Source organism: Microbacterium sp. NPDC090014 (assembly GCF_044748285.1).
Taxonomy (GTDB): Bacteria; Actinomycetota; Actinomycetes; order Actinomycetales; family Microbacteriaceae; genus Microbacterium.
In genome coordinates this window covers 890,929-912,142 of record NZ_JBIVFS010000001.1, presented here as the reverse complement: position 1 = coordinate 912,142, position 21,214 = coordinate 890,929, and the positions used below count along the sequence as shown (strand labels likewise).

General features: G+C 69.4%; 22 protein-coding genes. 6 read left to right on the top strand and 16 right to left on the bottom strand.

Annotated features, from left to right (window positions below):
* Positions 1-2: 2 nt before the first annotated feature.
* From ACIPV5_RS04420 to ACIPV5_RS04395, 6 genes are all read right to left on the bottom strand, one after another.
* Positions 3-2,243, bottom strand: coding sequence for a glycoside hydrolase family 3 N-terminal domain-containing protein (locus tag ACIPV5_RS04420; protein ID WP_400339980.1), 2,241 nt, complete (start codon positions 2,241-2,243; stop codon positions 3-5).
* Positions 2,243-3,367: an ABC transporter permease gene (locus tag ACIPV5_RS04415; RefSeq protein WP_400339978.1), complete on the bottom strand. Its 1,125-nt coding sequence runs from the start codon at positions 3,365-3,367 to the stop codon at positions 2,243-2,245. The genes ACIPV5_RS04420 and ACIPV5_RS04415 overlap by 1 nt, the downstream gene beginning before the upstream one ends.
* Position 3,368: 1 nt before the next feature.
* On the bottom strand, positions 3,369-4,457 hold the full coding sequence (locus tag ACIPV5_RS04410) for an ABC transporter permease (protein WP_295101801.1): 1,089 nt from the start codon (positions 4,455-4,457) through the stop codon (positions 3,369-3,371).
* Positions 4,454-5,260, bottom strand: a complete 807-nt coding sequence (locus ACIPV5_RS04405; RefSeq protein ID WP_053098569.1) for an ABC transporter ATP-binding protein — start codon at positions 5,258-5,260, stop codon at positions 4,454-4,456. The genes ACIPV5_RS04410 and ACIPV5_RS04405 overlap by 4 nt, the downstream gene beginning before the upstream one ends.
* On the bottom strand, positions 5,257-6,081 hold the full coding sequence (locus tag ACIPV5_RS04400; RefSeq protein WP_053098568.1) for an ABC transporter ATP-binding protein: 825 nt from the start codon (positions 6,079-6,081) through the stop codon (positions 5,257-5,259). Before ACIPV5_RS04400 ends, ACIPV5_RS04405 begins: the two co-directional genes overlap by 4 nt.
* Before the next feature lie 71 nt (positions 6,082-6,152).
* On the bottom strand, positions 6,153-7,820 hold the full coding sequence (locus ACIPV5_RS04395; protein ID WP_072590603.1) for an ABC transporter substrate-binding protein: 1,668 nt from the start codon (positions 7,818-7,820) through the stop codon (positions 6,153-6,155).
* Between the two features lie 166 nt (positions 7,821-7,986).
* Between ACIPV5_RS04395 and ACIPV5_RS04390 the strand changes: the two genes are divergently transcribed.
* Positions 7,987-8,634 (top strand): TetR/AcrR family transcriptional regulator, encoded by a 648-nt coding sequence (locus tag ACIPV5_RS04390; protein WP_056276425.1) that lies wholly within the window; start codon positions 7,987-7,989, stop codon positions 8,632-8,634.
* A 9-nt stretch (positions 8,635-8,643) separates the two neighbouring features.
* Complete coding sequence (locus ACIPV5_RS04385; protein WP_053098565.1) at positions 8,644-9,858, top strand: amidohydrolase; 1,215 nt, start codon at positions 8,644-8,646, stop codon at positions 9,856-9,858.
* A 116-nt stretch (positions 9,859-9,974) separates the two neighbouring features.
* Here the strand turns inward: ACIPV5_RS04385 and moaA are convergent, their stop codons facing one another.
* The 5 genes from moaA to ACIPV5_RS04360 form a co-directional block, all read right to left on the bottom strand.
* Positions 9,975-11,060, bottom strand: a complete 1,086-nt coding sequence (gene moaA, locus ACIPV5_RS04380) for a GTP 3',8-cyclase MoaA (protein WP_400339976.1) — start codon at positions 11,058-11,060, stop codon at positions 9,975-9,977.
* Positions 11,061-11,246: 186 nt separating this feature from the next.
* Complete coding sequence (locus tag ACIPV5_RS04375; protein WP_400339975.1) at positions 11,247-12,308, bottom strand: sulfate/molybdate ABC transporter ATP-binding protein; 1,062 nt, start codon at positions 12,306-12,308, stop codon at positions 11,247-11,249.
* On the bottom strand, positions 12,305-13,093 hold the full coding sequence (gene modB, locus ACIPV5_RS04370; protein ID WP_072590601.1) for a molybdate ABC transporter permease subunit: 789 nt from the start codon (positions 13,091-13,093) through the stop codon (positions 12,305-12,307). Before modB ends, ACIPV5_RS04375 begins: the two co-directional genes overlap by 4 nt.
* A complete protein-coding gene (gene modA, locus ACIPV5_RS04365; RefSeq protein WP_400339972.1) occupies positions 13,090-13,869 on the bottom strand; it encodes a molybdate ABC transporter substrate-binding protein in 780 nt (259 codons plus the stop codon). The genes modB and modA overlap by 4 nt, the downstream gene beginning before the upstream one ends.
* A gap of 1 nt (position 13,870) precedes the next feature.
* Positions 13,871-14,263 (bottom strand): molybdopterin-binding protein, encoded by a 393-nt coding sequence (locus ACIPV5_RS04360; protein WP_056276411.1) that lies wholly within the window; start codon positions 14,261-14,263, stop codon positions 13,871-13,873.
* Positions 14,264-14,413: 150 nt separating this feature from the next.
* On the opposite strand from ACIPV5_RS04360, the gene ACIPV5_RS04355 reads away from it, so the two are divergent.
* From ACIPV5_RS04355 to ACIPV5_RS04340, 4 genes are read left to right on the top strand one after another with little or no spacing between them, the layout of a single operon-like run.
* Positions 14,414-15,184, top strand: a complete 771-nt coding sequence (locus tag ACIPV5_RS04355) for a HesA/MoeB/ThiF family protein (RefSeq protein WP_053098560.1) — start codon at positions 14,414-14,416, stop codon at positions 15,182-15,184.
* Positions 15,181-16,428 (top strand): gephyrin-like molybdotransferase Glp, encoded by a 1,248-nt coding sequence (glp, locus tag ACIPV5_RS04350; protein WP_400339969.1) that lies wholly within the window; start codon positions 15,181-15,183, stop codon positions 16,426-16,428. Before ACIPV5_RS04355 ends, glp begins: the two co-directional genes overlap by 4 nt.
* Positions 16,425-16,904 (top strand): cyclic pyranopterin monophosphate synthase MoaC, encoded by a 480-nt coding sequence (moaC, locus tag ACIPV5_RS04345; RefSeq protein WP_363519296.1) that lies wholly within the window; start codon positions 16,425-16,427, stop codon positions 16,902-16,904. The genes glp and moaC overlap by 4 nt, the downstream gene beginning before the upstream one ends.
* Entirely contained in the window at positions 16,901-17,137 is a 237-nt protein-coding gene (locus tag ACIPV5_RS04340; RefSeq protein WP_187248955.1) for a MoaD/ThiS family protein, read from the top strand. The genes moaC and ACIPV5_RS04340 overlap by 4 nt, the downstream gene beginning before the upstream one ends.
* A gap of 126 nt (positions 17,138-17,263) precedes the next feature.
* Here the strand turns inward: ACIPV5_RS04340 and ACIPV5_RS04335 are convergent, their stop codons facing one another.
* The 5 genes from ACIPV5_RS04335 to ACIPV5_RS04315 form a co-directional block, all read right to left on the bottom strand.
* Entirely contained in the window at positions 17,264-17,704 is a 441-nt protein-coding gene (locus ACIPV5_RS04335) for a molybdenum cofactor biosynthesis protein MoaE (RefSeq protein WP_072590597.1), read from the bottom strand.
* A complete protein-coding gene (locus ACIPV5_RS04330) occupies positions 17,701-18,189 on the bottom strand; it encodes a MogA/MoaB family molybdenum cofactor biosynthesis protein (protein WP_285363782.1) in 489 nt (162 codons plus the stop codon). The genes ACIPV5_RS04335 and ACIPV5_RS04330 overlap by 4 nt, the downstream gene beginning before the upstream one ends.
* Positions 18,190-18,230: 41 nt before the next feature.
* Positions 18,231-19,871 carry a molybdopterin-dependent oxidoreductase gene (locus ACIPV5_RS04325; RefSeq protein ID WP_400339964.1) on the bottom strand — a complete coding sequence of 547 codons (1,641 nt, stop codon included), beginning with the start codon at positions 19,869-19,871 and terminating at the stop codon, positions 18,231-18,233.
* A gap of 84 nt (positions 19,872-19,955) precedes the next feature.
* Positions 19,956-20,225: a hypothetical protein gene (locus tag ACIPV5_RS04320; RefSeq protein WP_400339962.1), complete on the bottom strand. Its 270-nt coding sequence runs from the start codon at positions 20,223-20,225 to the stop codon at positions 19,956-19,958.
* A 200-nt stretch (positions 20,226-20,425) separates the two neighbouring features.
* Positions 20,426-21,124, bottom strand: coding sequence for a GTP pyrophosphokinase family protein (locus ACIPV5_RS04315; protein ID WP_400339960.1), 699 nt, complete (start codon positions 21,122-21,124; stop codon positions 20,426-20,428).
* Positions 21,125-21,214: the final 90 nt, after the last annotated feature.

Here is a 21,214-nt window from a genome sequence, read left to right as displayed (position 1 = left end):
ACTCATGCCACGGTGAACGCAGCACTCCGCAGGGCTTCTTCGCGCGAGCTCGGACCGACCAGCAGTTCGAACGCGCCGGATTCGACGCGACGGTTGCCGGCCGCATCCACGATCGAGCACTCGGCGACCGGCACCTCGAGCCGCACGCGCGCCGACTCTCCGGGCGCGACGTCGACCTGGCGGTAGGTCTTGAGCTCCTTGTCAGCCCAGCTCACGCTCGTGACGGAGTCGCGGACGTAGACCTGAACCGTCTCGCGCACCGGGCGCGAACCGGTGTTCGTCACCGTCACCTCGGCGACGATCGTGTCGGCGAGACCGAGCCGGTCGGTGTCGAGCGAGAGCTCGCCGTACGAGACCGTCGAGTACGACAGCCCCTCGCCGAACGCCCACGCGGGAGACTGCGTGAGGTCCGCGTAGCGGTCGCCGTGCTGGCCGCGGATCTGGTTGTAGTACGTCGGCTGCTGGCCGACGTGGCGCGCGAAGGAGATCGGCAGGCGCCCCGAAGGCTCGACCGCACCCGAGATGATCTCGGCGAGCGCGCGGCCGCCCTGCATGCCGGGGTTCGCCGCCCAGATCACGGCGGCGGCCTTCGATACGGATGCCGGCAGCACGAGCGGCTTCGAGGCCAGGAGCACCACGACGACTGGCTTCCCCGTCGCGATGAGCGCGTCGAGCAGCGCGTTCTGTCCGCCGATCAGCTCGAGCGTCGCCGTCGAGCGGCCCTCGCCCACGAGCTCGATACGGTCGCCGACGACGGCGACCACGACATCGGACGCCTCGGCCGCAGCGACGGCCTCGGCGATCATGGTGTCGTCGGGTGCGCTCGGGACGACGACCGAGGGGCGGGGCTGTCCGTCGGGGAACTTCGTGCCCCGCGGATCGTCTTCGAGCGTGAGGATCTCGGCGCCGCGCGCGTGCGTCACCGACCATCCGTCGATACCGGCGAGACCGTCGAGCACGGTGGTGATCATCTCGCGCGGCTGTCCGTCGAGCCATCCGGCCTGACCCGATCCGCCCGCCCAGTCGCCGAGCTGCGTCTGGGCGTCGTCGGCGAGGGGCCCGACGACCGCGACCGTCAGCGGCGCGTCGAGCGGCAGCACGCCGTCGTTCTCGAGCAGCACGATCGAACGGCGGGCCGTCTCGAGGTTGAGCTCGGCGTGGGCGGCGCTGCCGACCACGGCATCCAGATCCGCCTGCGGAAGTCGCGGGTCTTCGAACAGCCCCAGCTCGAACTTGAGCGTGAGGATGCGCGCCACGGCGTCATCGAAGGCGTCCTCCTCGAGCAGGCCGTTCGACACCGCCTCGAGAGCTCCGGCGAAGAAGCCCGGAGTGTTCATCACCATGTCGTTGCCCGCGCTCACCGCCGCAGCCGAGGCGTGCGCGTAGTCGGGCTGCACATGCTGCTCCCAGACCATGCGTCCGACGTTGTCCCAGTCGGTGATCAGCGTGCCGGTGTAGCCCCACTCGCCGCGCAGCACATCACTGAGCAGCCAGTCGTTCACCGTGATCGGCACCCCATCGGTGGTCTGGTAGCCGAGCATGAACGTGCGGCATCCTTCACGGGCCACCCGCTCGAACGGCGGCAGGAACCACGACCGCAGCTTGCGTCGCGAGATGTCGGCCTCGCTGGCGTCGCGCCCGCCCTGCGTCTCGGAGTAGCCGGCGAAGTGCTTCGCCGTCGCGAGGATCGCGGTGGGGTCGTCGAGGCCCTCGCCCTGGTAGCCGCGCACCATGGCGGAGGCGAGCTCGCCGATGAGGAACGGGTCTTCGCCGAACGTCTCGTCGATGCGGCCCCAGCGCAGGTCGCGCGCGATGCAGAGCACCGGCGAGAAGGTCCAGTGGATGCCGGTCGCCGCGACCTCGACCGCGGTGGCCCTCGCCACCTTCTCGACCAGCTCGGCGTCCCACGTGGCCGCCATGCCGAGCTGCGTCGGATAGATCGTCGCTCCCGGCCAGAAGGAGTGGCCGTGGATGCAGTCCTCGGCGACGAGCAGCGGGATGCGCAGTCGCGTCTGGGCGGTCAGCTCGTTCGCCCGGATGATGCGCTCGGGCGAGGTGTGCAGGATCGAGCCGACGTGCTTGCCCAGCACGTGATCGTCGAGGTCGTCGCGAGCGTCGAGCTGCAGCATCTGCCCGATCTTCTCCTCGACCGTCATGCGGTCGAGGAGGTCGGCGACGCGCGCGGCGATCGGCAGTTCTGGGTCGAGGTAGGGCAGGGATTCGGTCAGGGTCTGAGAGGTCATCACTCGGCGTTCTGTGTCTTCTTGTCGGTCTTCGTATGGGTCGTCGTCGCTGTCGCCGCGCTCTGCACGGTACCCGAGTCGGTCGTCGGCGCGCTGCGCACCGCCGTCACCGGATCGTTCACGTCGAGCCCCTTCTTCTTCATCGCGCGGGCACGCTCACCGGCCGACCGCAGCCTCGGGTTGACGTATTCGTCGATGCCGAAGTTGATGAGCGACAGGGCGACGCCGATGATCGCGATGCAGAGTCCTGCGGGCACGTACCACCACCACAGCCTCGGGAAGGCGCCGTTCTGCTGCGCCCAGAACAGGATGGTGCCCCAGTTGAGGTTGCTCACCGGGATCACCCCGATGAAGGCGAGGGTCGTCAGACCGAGGATGGCGGCGGTGACGGTGCCGACGAAGCTCGACGCGATCAGCGCCATGAGGTTCGGCAGCATCTCGACGGTGATGATGCGGTGCAGCGGTTCGCCGTTGGCGCGCGCCGCCTGGATGAAGTCGCGGTTGCGCAGTGACATGGTCTGCGCGCGCAGCACGCGCGCGCCCCATGCCCAGCCAGTGAGGCCCAGCACTGCGGCGATCACGATCAGCGGCGGGTTCTCGAACTGCGACGCCACGATGATGATCAGCGGGATGCCCGGGATCACCAGGAACACGTTCGTGAGCGCCGACAGCGACTCGCTCTTCCACCCGCGCACATATCCGGCGATGACGCCGATCGTGATCGCGATGACGGTGGCGATGATCGCCGACAGGAATCCGACCACGACGACGCCGCGCGTGCCGAAGATGAGCTGGCTGAGCACGTCTTCGCCCATGTGGGTGGTGCCGAGCCAGTGGTCGAACGAGGGCGGCTGCCGCAGCGCGGTGCGGTCCTTCTGCGTGGCTCCGTAGGGGGCGAGCAGCGGCGCGAAGATCGCGATCAGCACGAACACCCCGAGGATGATCAGGCCGGCGATCGACTTGGGGTTGCGGAACATCGCGAACGATTGGGCGAGCTGCGACCAGAACGTCTTGCGGGTCGGCTGGTCGCCGTGGGCCGTGCGGAACGTGGCAGTCTCCGGCATCCCGGTGGGGATCGCGCTGCCGTCGGGCGCGGTCGTGTCGGTCGAGGTGGGAACGCTCATGTCAGGCCTCCGTCTGGCGCGTGCGCGGGTCGAGGTATGCGTAGACGATGTCCGCCAGGATGTTGGCGACCAGCACCGACAGCGTGATCACGAGGAACACGCCCTGCATGAGGGCGAAGTCCTTCGCGTTCGTGGCGTCGAGCAGCAGCTTGCCGACGCCCGGGTAGCTGAAGACCATCTCCATGACGATCGTGCCGCCGACGATGAACCCGATCGAGAGGGCGAAGCTCTGAATCTGCGGCAGCACCGCGTTGCGAGCGGCATACGCCCACAGCACCCGCCTGTTCGGCATGCCCTTGGCCTGGGCGACGGTGATGTAGTCCTCGTCGAGCACCGTGAGCATCATGTTGCGCATGCCCAGCATCCATCCGCCGAGCGAGGCGATGATGATCGTGACCGCCGGCAGGGTGCCGTGCACGATGACCTGGCCGATGAAGTCGAGGCTCCATTCGGGTGACTGCCCCTTGTCATAGGCGTGCGACGACGGGAACCACTTGAGGGTCGACGAGAAGATCGCGATCGCGATGAGACCGAGCCAGAAGTACGGGATCGTGTTGAAGAACGTCGTGATCGGGATGAGGGCGTCGAGCCTGCTGCCGCGCTTCCAGCCGACGATCGCGCCGCCGACCGTGCCGAGCGCGAACGAGATGATCGTGGCGAGACCGACGAGACCGAGCGTCCACGGGAGAGCGGATGCCAGCACCTCGCTCACCGGACGCAGGCCGTGCAGTGTCGAGATGCCGAGGTCGCCGCGGAACAGCATCGCCCAGTACTCGATGTACTGCTGCCACATCGACTTGTCGGTGTCGATGCCGAGCAGCGCCCGCAGCGAGTCCGCCGCCTCGGGACTGATGTTGCGGTTGCGCGCGAGGTACGAGCTGACCGCGTCGCCCTTCATGAACCGCGGGAGGAAGAAGTTGATCGTGATGGCCGCCCACAGCGTGAACAGGTAGAAGCCGGCCCGCCCGGCGAAGAACCGCCAGGGCACGACGGCTCGCCCCTTCTGCGCGACGGTCGCGGTGGTGCCGACCTCGAGCGCGTCGCGGTCCTCCTGGTCGATCTGACCCAGATCGGGGGATGCGGTGGTCACAGTGCACCTCCGTGCGAGCCGGTCGTCGCGAAGTGCTTGTCGGGGTCGGGCGACGCCGCCCGCAGCTCGCGCGTGTAGGGGTCCTGCGGAGTGAGGATCACGTCGTCGGCGTCGCCGTACTCGACGACCCGACCCTGGTTCAGGACCATGATCTTGTCGCTGAAGTGGCGGGCGGTGGCGAGATCGTGGGTGATGTAGAGCACGCCGAGGCCCTCCTCGCGCTGCAGATCGGCGAGCAGGTTCAGCACTCCGAGACGGATCGACACGTCGAGCATCGACACCGGCTCATCGGCGACGAGCAGCGACGGCCGCGAGGCGAGCGCACGGGCGATGGCGACGCGCTGACGCTGGCCGCCCGACAGCTCATGAGGGCGGCGGTCGATCACGGCATCCGCGTCGAGGCGCACGCGCTCGAGCAGTCGGCGCACCTCGGCCTCGGTGTCCTTCTTGGGGACGACGTCGTCGAGACGGATCGGGCGCTCGAGGTGATAGCGGATCGAGTGGTACGGATTGAGCGAGGCGAACGGGTCCTGGAACACCATCCGCAGCTGCTGGCGGTACTTCCGCAGTCCCCTGCCGCGCCGCGGGATGGGTGCGCCGTCGAGCCGCACCTCGCCGGACGTGGGCGTCTCGAGCTGGGTGAGGATCTTCGCGATGGTCGACTTGCCGCTGCCCGACTGGCCGACGAGACCGATGGTCTGGCCGGAGTTCAGGGTGAAGCTGACGTCGTCGAGCGCCTTGAGCTGGCCGGCTCCGCGGACGTTGTAGATCTTGCTGACGTGGGCGAACTCGAGAGTGGTCATCGGGTCAGCACTCCTCTCGCACCGGTGAGTCGGGGGAACGACGACAGCAGGGTCTTCGTGTAGTCGTTCTGCGGGTCGGTCCAGATCTGCTCGGCGGAGGCCAGCTCGACGATCTCGCCCTCGCGCATGATGGCGATGCGGTCGCTGATCTCGAGCAGCAGCGGAAGGTCGTGGGTGATGAAGATCACCGAGAAGCCGAACTCGTGCCGCAGCTGCGAGATCTGCTTGAGGATCTCCCGCTGCACGAGCACGTCGAGCGCCGTGGTCGGCTCGTCCATGACCATCAGCTGCGGGCGCAGCGCCAGGGCCATCGCGATCATGACACGCTGGCGCATGCCGCCGGAGAGCTCGTGCGGGAACGACCGGGTGCGCTGACGCCCGACCTTGACGATCTCGAGCAGCTCCTCGGCCTCGGCCCTGCGCTGCCGTCGCGTCATGTCGGGACGATGGATCTCGAACACGTCCTCGAGCTGCGAGCCGATCGTCGCCACCGGATTCAGTGCGTTCATCGCGCCCTGGAACACCATCGAGACCTTGTCCCAGCGGAACTTCTGCATCGCCTCGACGTCGAGCGCGTTGATGTCGACGTCGACACCGGATGCATCGTGGAAGGTCACGCTGCCGCCCGCGATCACCGCAGGGGCCCGGAGCAGTCGCTGCACGCCGTAGGCGAGCGTGGTCTTGCCGCATCCGCTCTCCCCGGCGAGACCGAGGATCTCGCCTCTCTGCAGTTCGAGCGTGACGTTCTTCACCGCCTCGACGGGAGGGTCGACGTCGTACACGACCGAGAAGTCGCGCACGCTGAGCAGTGGTTCTGACATGAGGGGTCCTTCGTCGGTCGGGAGGTCGGTGGGAGGGGCGGATGCCGCTGCATCCGCCCCTCCGGGACTGCTTACTCGGCCGGCTTCAGCTTCGTGAGGATCTGCACGATGTTCTGCTGCGTCGGGTCGCCCGAGGCGTACGGGTCGTCCTCCGAGGGCCACCCGACGTAGTTGCGGGTGTTGTACTCGCCGAGCAGCGGGTGCGCGCCCAGCGGGATCGCCGGGACCTGCTCGACGAAGATCTGCTCGAGCGTGGTGATCGCCGCAGTGCGCTCCTCATCGGACGACGCGTTCGCGTAGGTGTTGAGTGCCTCGGTGGCCGCGGGGTCTTCGAAGCGTCCGAAGTTGAACCCGGCGATGCCCTCGGGCGAGATCCAGCGCGGGTCCATCGTCGACGTGTACAGGCCGTAGGCCGTGCCGCTGTCTTCCAGCCAGTGGATGATGGCCGAGAACGAGCCGTCGTCGCGGGGGCCCGCCCAGCCGCCCCAGTCGGGCATGTCGATCTTGACCTCGGCGCCGATGGCCTCGGTGACGTCTTCGGCGATGAGCTCCTGCGCGGTGTTCCAGTCGCTCCAGCCCGAGGGCACCGAGAGCGTGAACGAGACGGGCGTGCCGTCGGGGTCGATCAGCGCGTCGTCCTTCCACGTGTATCCGGCGCTCTCGAGCAGGTCGCGCGCCTTCTCGGCGTCGACCGAGTACTCCTCGCCCTGGAACTCGGGCTGGATCTCGTCCTCGAGGATCGACGACAGACCGGTCACCGACCAGACCGGCTCGCTCGCGCCCTCACGGGCGATGTCGACGTAGGCGTCGCGGTCGATGACCCAGGCGAGCGCCTGGCGGAACGCCACATCGTCGAACGGCTTCTGCTGCAGGTTCATGAACAGCGTCGCCGAACCCGTGGTCGGCGCGACGAAGAACTTGTTGTGCTCGGGGTCGGCGTCGAGGAACTGCTCCTGGATCTGCGGGATGAACGCCTGCGCCCAGTCGGCCTCGCCCTGCGCGAGAGCCGTCGTCAGAGCGGTGTTGTCGCCGTACGAGACGTAGTGCAGCTCGGGAACGGCGAGATCGCCGCCCCAGTAGTCGTCGCGGGCCTCGAGCGTGACCGACTCGGTCGACCAGTTGGACAGGGCGTAGGGGCCGGTGCCGACCAGGTCGTCGCCCTTGACGGGGTCGGTGGCCGGCTCGTCGAGGTTCTCCCAGATGTGCTTCGGCACGATCGGCACGTGCAGGACGCGCGCCTGGTTCACGTACTTCGATTCGCCGAAGTTCAGGGTGACGGCGTCGCCCTCGACGGTCGCCCCCTCGAACTTGAGGCCGGCGGTGTCGAGCTCGGGGGTCGACACGAGCTCGTAGGTGAAGACGATGTCGTCGGCGGTGAACGGCTCGCCGTCGCTCCAGGTGACGTCCTTGCGGGGCACGACGGTGAGGGCCGTGTAGTCGTCGTTCCACTCGATGCTCTCGGCGAGCCAGGGGGTGACCTCGCGGTCGCCGGTCTGGTTGACGAGACCGAGGGTCTCGAAGATGACCTTGCCGTAGCCGTACTTCGACGCCGACGAGTCGCCGACGTAGGGGTTGTTCGACTCGGTGGTGATCGCGCCGTCGGGCTTGGCGATCGTCAGTGCTGCGCCGCCGGATCCGGCGTCACCGTCGTTCGATCCGCCGGCTGCGCAGCCGGCGAGGGCCGAGACGCCGAGGGCGGAGATCGCCGCGACGGCGATCATGGACTTTCTGAGCTTCATTGCTTCTCCTTGGGCACGGGTCGTTGTGCTGTGTGGCTGTCGGTGCCCGGGCATCCGACTGCATTCGCTTACTGGCGAGAAAGTAAGCTGGTGCGAGGTTACTCGTTGGTAAGTAGAGTTGGCAAGTACGATCCAGTGCAGGATTCCGTGCAGAAGAGGATGGACCATGTCGAAGGATGCTGTCGCCCACACGTCCGTCCGGCCTGCCACCCGCGAGAAGCGCGAGCAGATCCTCAAAGCCGCCGTCGAGATCTTCGGCAACAAGGGATCGACCAACGGCACCCTCGCGGATGTCGCCGAGCAGGTGGGCATCACCCACGCCGGCGTGCTGCACCATTTCGGGTCGAAGCAGAAGCTGCTGCTCGAGGTGCTCGCCTACCGCGACCAGGCCGACGTCGCCGAGCTCGCCGAGAAGCACATCCCCGGCGGACCCGAGCTCTTCCTGCACCTCGTGCGCACCGCCATCGCCAACGAGCGGCGCCCTGGGATCGTGCAGGCGTACACCGTGCTCTCATCGGAGTCCGTGACCGACAACCACCCCGGCCGCGAGTACTTCGAAGAGCGCTACACGACGCTGCGACGCGAGGTGACGGAGGCCTTCCACGCCCTGTGCGCGCAGGAGGGAGTGACCGAGCCCTCGACGATCACGACGGCCGCCGCCAGCATCCTCGCCGTGATGGACGGCCTGCAGCTGCAATGGCTGCTGCATCGCGACGTGTTCGACCTCGGCGAGGCGAGCGAGTTCGCGATCCGGTCGATCGTCAACGGCGTACTGCATCCAGGACCGGCACTGGAGTCGTACCGCCGCGACTAGGCTCGGGCCATGACGATCGACCTCGAAGCGCTCTACACCGACCTGCACCAGCATCCCGAGCTCTCGTTCCAGGAGACGCGCACCGCCGGCATCGCCGCGGGCCACCTGCGGGATCTCGGCCTCGAGGTGCACGAGGGCATCGGCGTCACCGGCGTGGTCGGCATCCTGCGCAACGGCGACGGCCCGGTCGTGTGGGCGCGCGCCGACATGGACGCGCTGCCCGTCGGCGAGGAGACCGGGCTGGCGTACGCGAGCACCGCGACCGGCATCGATCCGGCCGGCAACACCGTGCCCGTCATGCACGCCTGCGGCCACGACATGCACGTCACGGCGATGATCGGCGCCGTCGAGAAGCTCGTCGCCGAGAAGGCCGACTGGTCGGGAACCGTGGTCGTGCTCATCCAGCCCGCCGAGGAGTACGGCGCCGGATCCCGTGCCATGCTCGACGCCGGACTGCGCGATCTCGTACCGCACCCCGACGTCGTGCTCGGCCAGCACGTCACTCCCCTGCCCGCCGGAACCATCGGCGTACGCCCCGGCACACAGATGGCGGCATCCGACGGACTCACCGTCGTGCTGCACGGACGCGGCGGACACGGCTCACGCCCGCACTCCACGATCGACCCGGTCGTCATGGCCGCGGCGACCGTCATGCGGCTGCAGACCATCGCATCGCGCGAGGTCGACCCGCGCGATGTCGCGGTGGTGACGGTCGGCTCGATTCATGCGGGTCTGAAGAACAACATCATCCCGGCCGAGGCCAAGCTCGAGCTCAGCCTGCGCTATCCGAACGACGAGATGCGCGACAAGGTGCTCGCGAGCGTCGAGCGCATCGTGCGGGCTGAGGCGGCGGCATCCGGAGCCGAGCGCGAACCCGAGATCCGCACCGACCACACCCTGCCGCCGACGATCAACGACGCCGATGCCACCGCGCGCGTCACCTCCGCCCTGCAGCGCGCGCTCGGCGAGGCGTCGGTCGTCGACCCCGGGATGTTCACCGGCAGCGAGGACGTGTCGTGGTTCGCCCGCGACACCGGCGCGCCGCTGGTCTTCTGGTTCTGGGGCGGCATCGATGCGGCGAAGTTCGCGGCATCCGCCGCCGCGGGGACGCTCGACAAGGACATCCCGACCAACCACTCGCCGTTCTTCGCGCCCGAGATCCACCCGACGATCGAAGTCGGCGTCACCGCACTGTCGGCCGCCGCGCGGGAGTTCCTCGACTGACGCGCGTTCTCGCCGTTCACAATTCAGCATGAACAGCCGGAACTGCGCCTAATACGCACTCTGGACGCGCGGAACGCACGTTCTCTGCTGAATTGTGAACGCGAAGCGGGGCTGACTCAGCCGCCGATGGCGTTCATGCCTCGGGCGGGCTGCAGGAATGACGGGTCGTTGATCGCGTGCCCCGGCAGCTTGCCGTGCACGCAGGAGCGCAGCATGTCGGCGATCCCGCCAGCACGCCGGGCGGAGTCGGATGCTCCGTCGCCGCGCAGCACGCCGATCAGGTCGTACTCCGCGTTCGAGAAGAGGCAGTTGCGCAGCTGCCCGTCGGCGGTCAGTCGCAGTCGGTCGCACGCGCCGCAGAAGGGGGCGGTGACCGAGGCGATGACGCCGACCTCGTGCGGTCCGCCGTCGATGCGCCACTTCTCCGCCGGCGCACCGCCGCGGCCGGGAACCGGCTCCAGATCCCACCGCGCGCTGAGCTTCTCGAGGATCTCCTCGCGCGTCACCATCGAATCGCGATCCCAGGTGTGCCCGGCGTCGAGCGGCATCTGCTCGATGAAGCGCAGCTGCGCACCGACCTCCATCGCGAACGCGACCAGGTCGGGCAGTTCGTCGTCGTTCACGCCGCGCATCGCGACCGTGTTGAGTTTGAGCGGGCGGAGGTCGGATGCCGCCGCTGCCGCGATGCCCTCGAACACGTCGTCGATGCGGTCTCGACGCGTGAGGTCGGCGAAGCGCTGACGATCGACCGTGTCGATGCTGATGTTGAGTCGCGTGAGGCCGGCGTCGATCAGGTCGGGCAGGTGCTTCGCGAGCGTGATGCCGTTCGTCGTCATGGCGACTTCGACAGGGCCTTCGTCCCCCTCGATCGCCGAGACACGGCGCACGACGTCGACGATGTCGGCACGCAGCAGCGGCTCACCGCCGGTGAGCCGGAAGGTGCGGATGCCGAGCGATGCGGCGACCTGCGCCACTTCGACGATCTCGTCGGTCGACAGGATGCTGGTGCGCGCGAGCCATTCGTTTCCCTGCTCGGGCATGCAGTAGGTGCAGCGCAGCGAGCAGCGGTCGGTCAGCGAGATGCGCAGGTCGCGGTGCACGCGACCGTGGGTGTCGACGAGTCCCTGCGACGCGGGCGCGGGGTCTGTGGCGACCACGGGATGCGGCGAGCGCACACCGATCACGACCGGCACGGCCGTCATCGCAGTTTCCCTCTCCCCGACATGTTCCGAGACTACCCGCGCCCCGCGTCGCGCGGCCCATGCGGGCGCGACGACCGGCATATTGCCAGGTCCTCTCGGGACGCGCGGCGCTCGCCCAGGCCACCTGGCGGGAGATTCAGCCGGGAGTTCACCAGTCATCGGGCGAGCTCAGCGCACGGCTGCAGCTCACGGAACTGCGACGAACCGCACCAGCGCCGGGTCCACCCGCAACCGAACCCGGTCGCCGACCGCCAACCCTCCGGCAGCATCCAGCGACAGGTCGATCGCGCCTGCATCGGTGTGCACGCGCACGCCACCCAGCGTGGGCTCGATGCGCGCCACCACAGCGGTCCACGACCCCGGGCCTGCCTCGGCGACCCGAACGTCGCCCGGGCGGAAGACCGCGGCGAGCGCAACGCCGTCGGTCGCCGCGAGAGCACGCGACGCAGGCTGGGCGCTGGTCAACCGTGCGTCGCCGCAGCTCCACGATCCCCCGCGTGCGACGCCGACCAGGCGATTGACCCCGGCGATCGACGCGACGAAACCGGATGCCGGGGCCGCGAGCACCTCGCGCACCGGGCCCTCCTGCGTCACGCGACCAGCCTCGACGACGATCAGCCGGTCGGCGAGCGCGACGGCGTCCGCCGCATCGTGCGTGACCGCGACGGTCGTGGTCGAGATGAGCTGGTCGCGCAGCATCCGCCGGATGTCGCCTGCCGTCTCGGGGTCGAGGGCGACGAGCGGTTCATCGAGCAGCACGACGCGAGGGGATGCCGCGAGCGCGCGAGCGACCGCGACCCGTTGCTGCTCGCCTCCGGACAGCTCGTGCGGCATCCGCTCTCCGGAGCCGGGGAGACCGACCCGTGCGAGCCAATCGTCGGCCCCCGCCCGCGCCGCGCGCGCGTCAGTGCCCGCCGCCCGTGGCCCGAACGCCACGTTCTCGCGCGCCGAGAGATGAGGGAACAGCCGCGGTTTCTGCCCGAGCAGCACGACCCCGCGGCGCATCGGCTCGGTCCTCATCCGAGGCTTCGCTACCCGGTCGACGACCCGGCCCTCGACGGCGATCTCGCCCCCGCCCAGCGGCTCGAGTCCGGCGAGCGCCTGCACCAGCGTCGACTTGCCCGCTCCGCTGGGTCCCATCACGGCGACCGTCTCGCCGGTCTCCACCTGCAGCGAGACATCGACGGTGAAGTGCTCTCGCGGCACGACCACGCGAGCGCGCAGCCCGGCGACAGCAGGCGCGCTCATCGCGCCGCCCCCGGCCGCCAGCCGCGCACGAGCAGCAGCACGAGGATCGCCGTGGCGAGCAGCAGCAGCGCGAGGGCGACCGCGGCCCCCTGGGTGACGCCTGCGCCGTTGAAGGCCGTGTAGATCGCCAGGGGCATGGTCTGCGTGACGCCGGGTCGGTTGCCCGCGAAGAGTGCCGTCGCGCCGAACTCGCCGATGGCCCGGGCGAAGCACAGCACCACGCCCGCGACGATCCCGGGCGCCGCGAGCGGCAGCGTGATGCGGCGCAGGATCGTCCAGCGGCCGGCTCCGAGCGCGGCGGCGGTCCGCTCGTACTCGACGCCGGAGGTGCGCACAGCCCCTTCGACCGCCAGCACGAGGAACGGCAGCGCCACAAAGGTCTGCGCGAGCACGACGGCCGGCGTACTGAAGGAGATCCCGAGACCGCCGAACCACCCCGCCCGCCCGAACAGGTAGAGCAGGGCGACACCGCCGACCATCGGCGGCAGCACGAGCGGCACCGTGACCGCGGCCCGCAGCACGGCGGCCAGGCGGGGCCCGGAGCGGGCGATCGTCAACGCCAGCGGCACACCGATCACGATGCACAGCAGAGTGGCGACGAGGCCGGTGCCGAGCGACAAGAGCAGAGCCGAGCGCGCGGACTCCGACGTCACGTCGGTGATGAAGGTCGACCACTCGACACGGGCGACGAGCGCCGCGAGCGGGAGGATGAGGAACGCGAGACCGATCAGGGCGGGGATGGCCAGGGCACGCGGCGCGTATCCGTGTGAAGCGGCCGCAGTCACGGCGCTCCGAAGCCGAAGTCGGCCAGGATGCTCTGGCCATCATCCGACAGCACGAACCCGACGAACGCGTCGGCGGCCGCAGAGTTCGATGCCTCCGACAGCGTCGCGATCGGATAGTGGTTGACGACCTTGTCGGCACCGTCGGGCACGATCACCTCGACATCGTCGCGACCGACGTCGTCGGTGGCGTAGACGAGGCCCGCATCCGCCTCACCGGCTGCGACCTTGGTGAGCACGGCGGTGACGTTCTGCTCGAGGCTCGCGGCGTCGACCGCGACGCCGGCGTTCGAGAGCAGCGTCGCCGAGGCGGCGCCGCACGGCACCTCGGGGGCGCACAGCACGGTGGTGACGTCGGCCAGATCAGCGAGGGTCTCGACGCCACCCGGATTGCCCGTGGGAACGGCGATCACGAGCGTGTTGGAGGCGAACAGGGTCGGGTCGACCGCGGCATCCTCGAGCTTGTCCATGTTCGCCTCGTCGGCCGAGGCGAAGACGTCGGCCGGAGCGCCCTCGCGCAGCTGGGTGACCAGCGTCGACGATCCGTCGTAGACGCCGCTGAACGTCACATCGGGGTTCTCGTCGGTGAAGGCCGCACCGATCTCGTCGAAGGCGCCCGACAGCGATGCGGCGGCGTACACCGTGAGCTCGCCGCTGACGGCACTCTCCGGTGCATCTCCCGAGCTGGCAGGGGCCGGGGCTTCGGCGGTGCACCCTGTGAGGGCGAGAGCGGCGGCGGCCAGGACGACCGCGACGGTGCGACGCAGGGCGCGATTCATGTCAGCCCTTCGGCACTTCGACGACGACGTTGGTCGCCTTGACGGATGCGGTGGCGAGCGAGCCGACCTCCAGGTTCAGCTCGCGGGCGGCCTCGGCCGACATGAGCGAGACGACGCGGTGGGGTCCGGACTGCAGGTCGACCTGTGCCATGACTCCGTCGATCTGCACGCGCGTCACGATGCCGACGAAGCGGTTGCGGGCGCTCGAGAGAGCATGATCCGACGCCTGCGCCTCCTCGGCGAGCTCCACAGCGCGGGCGGCGAGAGCGTCACCGGGGATCTCGGCCGGGACGGCATCCGTCGTCGGTAGCAGGCCCTGATCGATCCAGCGCCGCACCGTGTCATCGCTCACTCCGAGCAGCTGTGCTGCGCGGGCGATCCGAAAGCTCTGCATGGGTGAACACTACCGCAGACGCGGATGCTGAAACACTAAATCACCGCATTCGCGGAAGCAACGCGCTCGCGCGGCATCCGTTCGCTGCGAACTCCGGACGAATACCCTCGCGCCCGCCGCAATCGCTCACCCCGGGCATAGCCTGGTGCAATGCAGCCGCTCGTCGCTCCCGCGCCCGCCCTCGACCCGGCCGAACTCGTCCGCACCGCCAGGCACGCGGTGCTCACGGGCATCGGAGAGGAGGGGCAGCGCCGTCTCGCCGCGGCCCACGTCACCGTGGTCGGCGCCGGCGGCATCGGCTCCCCCGTGCTCCTCGCACTGGCCGCGGCAGGAATCGGCAGCATCACGGTGATCGACGACGACGTCGTGGAGCTGACCAATCTGCAGCGCCAGCTCGCCCACCGTGTCGAGGACATCGGCCGCCCCAAGACCGTTTCGGCGGCGCGCGCGATCAGCGCACTGTCACCGGGTGCGGAGGTCGTGACGGCCTCCGAGCGACTCGACTCCGAGAACGCCGAGCGCCTGTTCGCCGGGGCCGACATCGTGGTCGACACGAGCGACTCCTTCGCGACCCGCCGCGACGTCGCCGCTGCGACCGAGAGCCTCGGCATCCCGCTCGTGTGGGGTGCCGTGCAGGAGTGGCACGCGCAGGCCACCGTGTTCTGGTCGAATCCCCCCGAAGGCCACACGCCCGTGGTGCTCACCGATCTCTTCCCGCTCGGCACCGAGGGCGAGCCGCCCAGCTGCGCGCAGGTCGGCGTGCTCGGGGCCCTGTGCGTGCAGGTGGGCGGGATGCTGGCGGGCGAGGTCGTGAAGCTCATCACCGGCGCGGGCGAGCCGCTGCTCGGCCGGCTCGCGATGATCGACTCCCTCACCTCGAGACAGCACGAGATCGCCATCCGTTCGGCGGTGTCGGCATGAGCGCCGCGGGCGGCGGCCGCCGATCCGTCGAGGATCAGCTCGCGCGGGTGCTGGATGCCGTACGCGCACTGCCCGCCGAGGCACGGGCGATCCGGGACGCGGCCCAGCGCACGCTCGCAGAGCCTGCGACGGCGGCGCACGACATCCCGCTCTTCGACAACTCCGCGATGGACGGCTTCGCCGTGCGAGCGGCGGATGTCGTCTCGGCATCCGACGAGAGCCCTGTCGCGCTCCGCGTCGTCGCAGATCTGCCCGCCGGGGTGTCGGACGACCCGGCACTCGGAGTCGGCGAGGCGGCACGCATCATGACCGGCTCGCCCGCCCCGACTGCGGCGGACGCGATCGTGCCTTTCGAGGACACCGTCGGCGGTCTCGCCGATTCGCTGGGCGAGGTGCGGGTGCTGCGCGCTCCGTCGACCGCAGGAGCGTTCATCCGCCGTCGCGGCGCCGACCTGCGCGCCGGTGACGCAGTGGTGCTCGCCGGCGAGCGCCTCGGAGCGTTCCAGCTGTCCGCTGCCGTCGCCGCCGGGGTCGAGAGCGTGACGGTGACACGCGCACCCCGGGTGGCCGTCGTATCGACCGGCAGTGAGCTGCTCGAGCCGGGTGAGCCGGCAGCGCGCGGCCGCATCCCCGATTCCAACGGTCCGCTGCTCGAGCTCCTCGTCGCCGATGCCGACGCCGAGGTCGTGCTCGTTGCCCGCGTCGCGGATGACGCCGATGCCGTGCGCACCGTCACGGCGACCGCCGTAGAACGCGGCGCTGACGTGATCGTGTTCACCGGCGGTGTGAGCGCCGGTGCATACGAACCCGTGCGCGGCGCGTTCGACGGACAGGGCGAGGTCGAGTTTGCGAGCGTCGCGATGCAGCCGGGCAAGCCGCAGGCGTTCGGCGTGCTCGACGCCGGCACTCTGGTGTTCGGTCTTCCCGGAAACCCCGTGAGCGTGGCGGTGTCGTTCGAGGTGTTCGTGCGCCCCGCGCTGCTGGCGCTGCAGGGTCGCTCCGAGATCCACCGCCCGCGCGCATCCTTCACCGCGGATGCCGCGTGGACCACCCCGCCGGGACGCCGTCAGTACCTGCCCGCCGTCGTCGACCTCGTGAACAGGACCGTGCGCCCGGCGACCTCGGGCGGCTCGGGATCGCACCTGGCCGGCGGACTCGCCCGCGCCCACGCGTTCGCCGTCGTGCCCGCTGAGGTCGAGGCCGTCGCCGTGGGCGATGCGATCGATGTCATGCTGGTCGGATGAGCTTCACGCATCTCGATTCGGCCGGCCACGCCCACATGGTCGATGTGACCGGCAAGCAGCCGACGGTCCGCACCGCCACCGCGCGCGGATTCGTGCGCTGCGGCACCGAAGTCATCGCTGCCCTGCGCGACGGCACCGCACCCAAGGGCGACGTGCTCGCGGTCGCCCGCATCGCCGGCATCCAGGCGGCCAAGTCGACACCCGCTCTGCTGCCCCTCGCCCACGTGATCGGCGTGCACCGCGCGTCGGTCGAGCTCGACATCGTCGACGACGGCGTGCACGTCGAGGCGACCGTGGGCACCGCCGACCGCACGGGCGTCGAGATGGAGGCCCTCACAGCGGTCTCGGTGAGCGCCCTCGCGATCGTCGACATGATCAAGGGCCTCGACCGCTCGGTCGTGATCGAAGACGTGCGCATCGTCGCGAAGTCGGGTGGGCGCTCGGGCGACTGGGTGCGCGAGGGAGAGACGTTGTGACCACCCGCGTCCGCTATTTCGCTGCGGCCGCCGAGGCCGCGGGCACCGACGCCGAGGACCGCGGCGAGCACTCGCTCGAGCAGCTGCGCGCCGCCGTCGTCGTCGACCATCCGGCGCTCGCCGACATCCTTCCGCGGTGCGCGGTCATGGTCGACGGTGTGCGCAGCGATGACGACCGTCCGCTCGACGACGCCCAGCTGATCGACGTGCTTCCCCCGTTCGCCGGGGGATAGGGCGCAGGCGAAGCGATGCCCGCGGGGCGTGCGCTTCGTGCGGCCGATCTGCGCGTCAGAAGGACGCGGATGCCGAAAACGGCCGTCAGAAGCGCGAATGGCCGCGTGAAGCAGCCGCGACTCGACTCAGCCGCCGATGCCCTTCCACGAGGTCGAGCCGTCCGACTCGACCTGGCGCTTCCACACCGGCAGCGACGTCTTGATGTCCTCGATGACCGCGCGGCACACCTCGAAGGCCTCAGCACGATGCTCTGCCGCGACCGCGATGACCACGGCCGCATCCCCGACGTCGAGGCGACCGATGCGGTGGCTCACGGCGACCACGACCCTGGCGTCGCCGACGGCATCCGCTGCCGCCTCCTCGGCGATGCGTCGCAGCGTCGGCTCCGCATCGGGGTGCGAGCTGTATTCGAGCCCGACCACCGGGGTCGTCGCATCGGGGTCGTTGTCGCGCACGCGCCCGATGAAGGTCGTGACCCCGCCCAGGGCCGGGTCGTCCACCGCAGCGAGATGCGCGTCGACGTCGAGCTTCTCCTCCGAGATCGCTGCGATCCGCACCTCGTTCACGAGTGATCACCGCCCTCGACCTGGTCGACGACGTGTCTGGCGACGGTGAGCACGACGGGAACACCGGATGCCACGGCCCGGGGCGACCCGGGAAGATTCACCACGAGCGATCCGGCCGGGTCGACGATGCCCGCCACGCCACGAGAGAGCACGGACAGCGGGGTGTCGGCGAGGCCGCTGCGGCGCAGTTCCTCGGCGATGCCGGGCACCTCGCGGGTGATCACCCGACGGGTGCCCTCCGGCGTCTCATCGCGCGGACTGACGCCGGTCCCCCCGGTCGTCACGATCAGCCTCACGCCGCGGGCCACCGCTCGGCGCAGCGCATCAGCGACCGAGGTGGCGCCGTCGGCGATGACCTCGGCATCCGGGCAGTGCCACCCGGCATCCCGCAGCAGCCCGACCGCGATCGGCCCTCCCCTGTCTTCGCGTTCACCCGCGAAGGATCGATCCGAGACAGTGATCACGCAGGCGGGGAGCGACGTCATGGCTCCCACACTAGGGCGAGACCCGGGGTCGCGCACCGGCATCAGGCGACGCGGATCAGCGACCGCTGCCACCCCGACGAACCGTTCGGCGCGATCGGCGCCCGCTCTTCGATCTGCAGGTCGCCGTTCTTGTTGATGGCTCGCACGGCCACGTAGTGCGTGCCCGGCGTGGCATCCCACTCCATGAACCACTGCACCCAGGTGTCCTCGTTGATCGGTGCCGACAGCGTCGCCGGCATCCAGTCGCCCTCATCGATGCGCACCTCGACCCGCTCGATGCCGACCGACTGCGCCCACGCGACGCCCGCGATCGGGATGCGGCCGGCCTTGACCGCCTCGCCGACCTTGGGAGTGTCGACGCGCGAGGCGAACTTGATCGGCGCCTCGGCGCTGTATCCGCGCGGGGTCCAGTAGGCCTCGTCCTTGTCGAACGTCGTCACCTTGAGCTCGGTCAGCCACTTCGTCGCCGAGACGTAGCCGTAGAGACCGGGAACGACCATGCGCACCGGGAACCCGTGCTCGATCGGCAGCGGCTCGCCGTTCATGCCCACCGCGAGGATCGCATCGAGGTTGTCGTCGGTCAGCGCCGACAGCGGCGTGCTCGCGGTGTATCCGTCGACGCTCTTCGACAGCACCATGTCGGCTCCGGACTTCACCCCTGCCTTCTTGAGAACATCGCGCAGCGGGACGCCGAGCCACTTCGCATTGCCGACGAGGTCGCCGCCCACCTCGTTCGAGACGCAGGTGAGGGTTATCGCATACTCGTCGAGCCCCATGTCGAGGATGTCCTGGAAGCTCATCTCGACGCGCTGATCGACCATGCCGTCGATCACGAGACGCCAGGTGCTGGGGTCGATCGTGGGCACGGTCAGCGCGGTGTCGACGCGGTAGAAGTCCTTGTTCGGGGTGAACAGCTTGCTCAGGCCCGGGATGTCGAGCTCGGCGCCCTTCGGCACCGTGACCGTCGACTTCGGCGCCGGGAGCTTCAGCGCCTCCCGGATCGACGCCACGGAGGCGACCGTCATGCTCACCGTGCGCGACGCGATGCCGACGACGACCGCCGAGACGCTCGCGATCCCGGCGAGGATGAAGAACTGCCGACGCCCCAGATCCTTCGGGGGCTGCGCGGCATCCTGGCCCACCGTCCCGGTGCCGGTCGCGGCGAGACCCTCGCCCTTGCGGTCGGTCATCACGGCGGGAACCGCCGAGGCCCTCCACGTCTTCAGACGGCGGATCAGGAGCACCATCAGGATCGACCCTGCGATGGTGCCGAGCACGGGAGGGAGGAAGGCGAGGGGCGTGACTCCCGCCCTCGTCACGATCGCCGCGGTGGAGAGCGCGCCCGCGACCACCAGGGCGATCACGCCGAGCGGGGGACGGAGCAGCTGAAGGATTCCGGCGATCGCCGACGCGATCACCACCGCGAGACCGAGACCGACCAGCAGCGCGATCTTGTCGTACTCGCCGAAGGTCGCGATCGCGAATTCCTTGAAGGGCTGGGGCACGATGTCGATCACGAAACCGCCGACCGCGAGGATCGGGCTCGCTGAGCGCGCGAAGATCAGCGCGAACAGCTCTGCGGTGGCCAGGAAGACGGCACCGCTGATCACACCCGAGAGTGCTGCCCAGAGGATGAATCGTCTGCCCTTGCTGCGCTGTGGGTCTTTGCTGCGCTGTGCCATGATCTGCTCCTTCGCACCGCCGACGGTGTGGTCAGCGGTTGTTCGGAGCGAAGGCGCGAACGGATGGTCGCGAGCGCCGGCGCGTCAGAGATGCCGCGCGGTGATGGTGTCGCGGTCCTGCAGCTGGCGCAGAGTGCGCAGGCACCGGGAGCACAGGATCTCGACGCGACGCGGGTGGTTCTCCCCGCAGACGCAGTCGACCGTGACGCGCCACTTGGCCTTGCATCCGCAGGCGGCATAGGCCTCGTCGTCGCCGTGGTCGCACTCGCACAGCTGGCGTCCTCGGTCGAGACCGGGGAGCTCGACGAGGGTGCGCTCGAGGTCGGCGACCGGGGGCTGCTGCGTTTTCACCACCTGCCGATGTTCCCAGGGGTGCGCGGCTGCGCGCAACACGGTAGCGCGGGCACCACACCGCGGTCCTCGCGTGCGCCGCCGTGCACGATTCAGCACGAAAGCCGCGCGAACGGCCAGAACACCCCCAGAACCGGCCCATTCGATGCGCTCATGCTGAATTGTGAACGAACCGCCTGCGCACCCATCGCGCGGGCGGCGTGTCAGACCTGCACGACGTGCGGCGGGGGCGGCGGCGCGAGCTGGCGCTGCGGCACCCCGTGTGCCTCGCGGTGCAGGCGCTCCATGCGGCTGTCGAGCTCGGCTGCGGCCTCGGCCGCGTCGGTCAGGCTCTCGACGAGGTGCGAGGGCACCTGATTCGAGAACTTGTAATAGATCTTGTGCTCGAGGCTGGCCCAGAAGTCCATCGCGATCGTGCGGAACTGCACCTCGACCGGCACTGACAGAGCTCCGGTCGACAGGAACACCGGCACCTCGATGATCGCGTGCAGGCTCTTGTACCCGTTGTCCTTGGGGTTCGCGATGTAGTCCTTGACCGTGACGACGGTCACGTCGTCCTGAGCAGTCAGCAGGTCGAACAGGCGATACACGTCGGCGACGAAGCTGCAGGTCACACGCACGCCGGCGATGTCGGTGATCTCCGAGCGGATGCGCGCGAAGTCCGGCTCGGCGATGCCCTTGCGGGCGATCTTCTCGACGATGCTGTCGGGAGTCTTCAACCGGCTCTTCACGTGCTCGATCGGGTTGTAGGCGTGATGGTGGGTGAACTCGTCACGCAGGATCGAGATCTTCGTCTCCACCTCCCGCATCCCGAACTCGTACTCGCGCAGGAAGCGCTGGAACTCATCGCGGAGCTCCCGAGTCTGCTGGATCGCATCGTCGGTGAGCTGAAGGGACGTCATGCATCCGACGTTACGCGTTCGTGATCGGCGCAGGCTGTGCATCGCCGATGAGAAATTCGGTCCGGCGCGGTCTTGACGATGTCGGAGGCC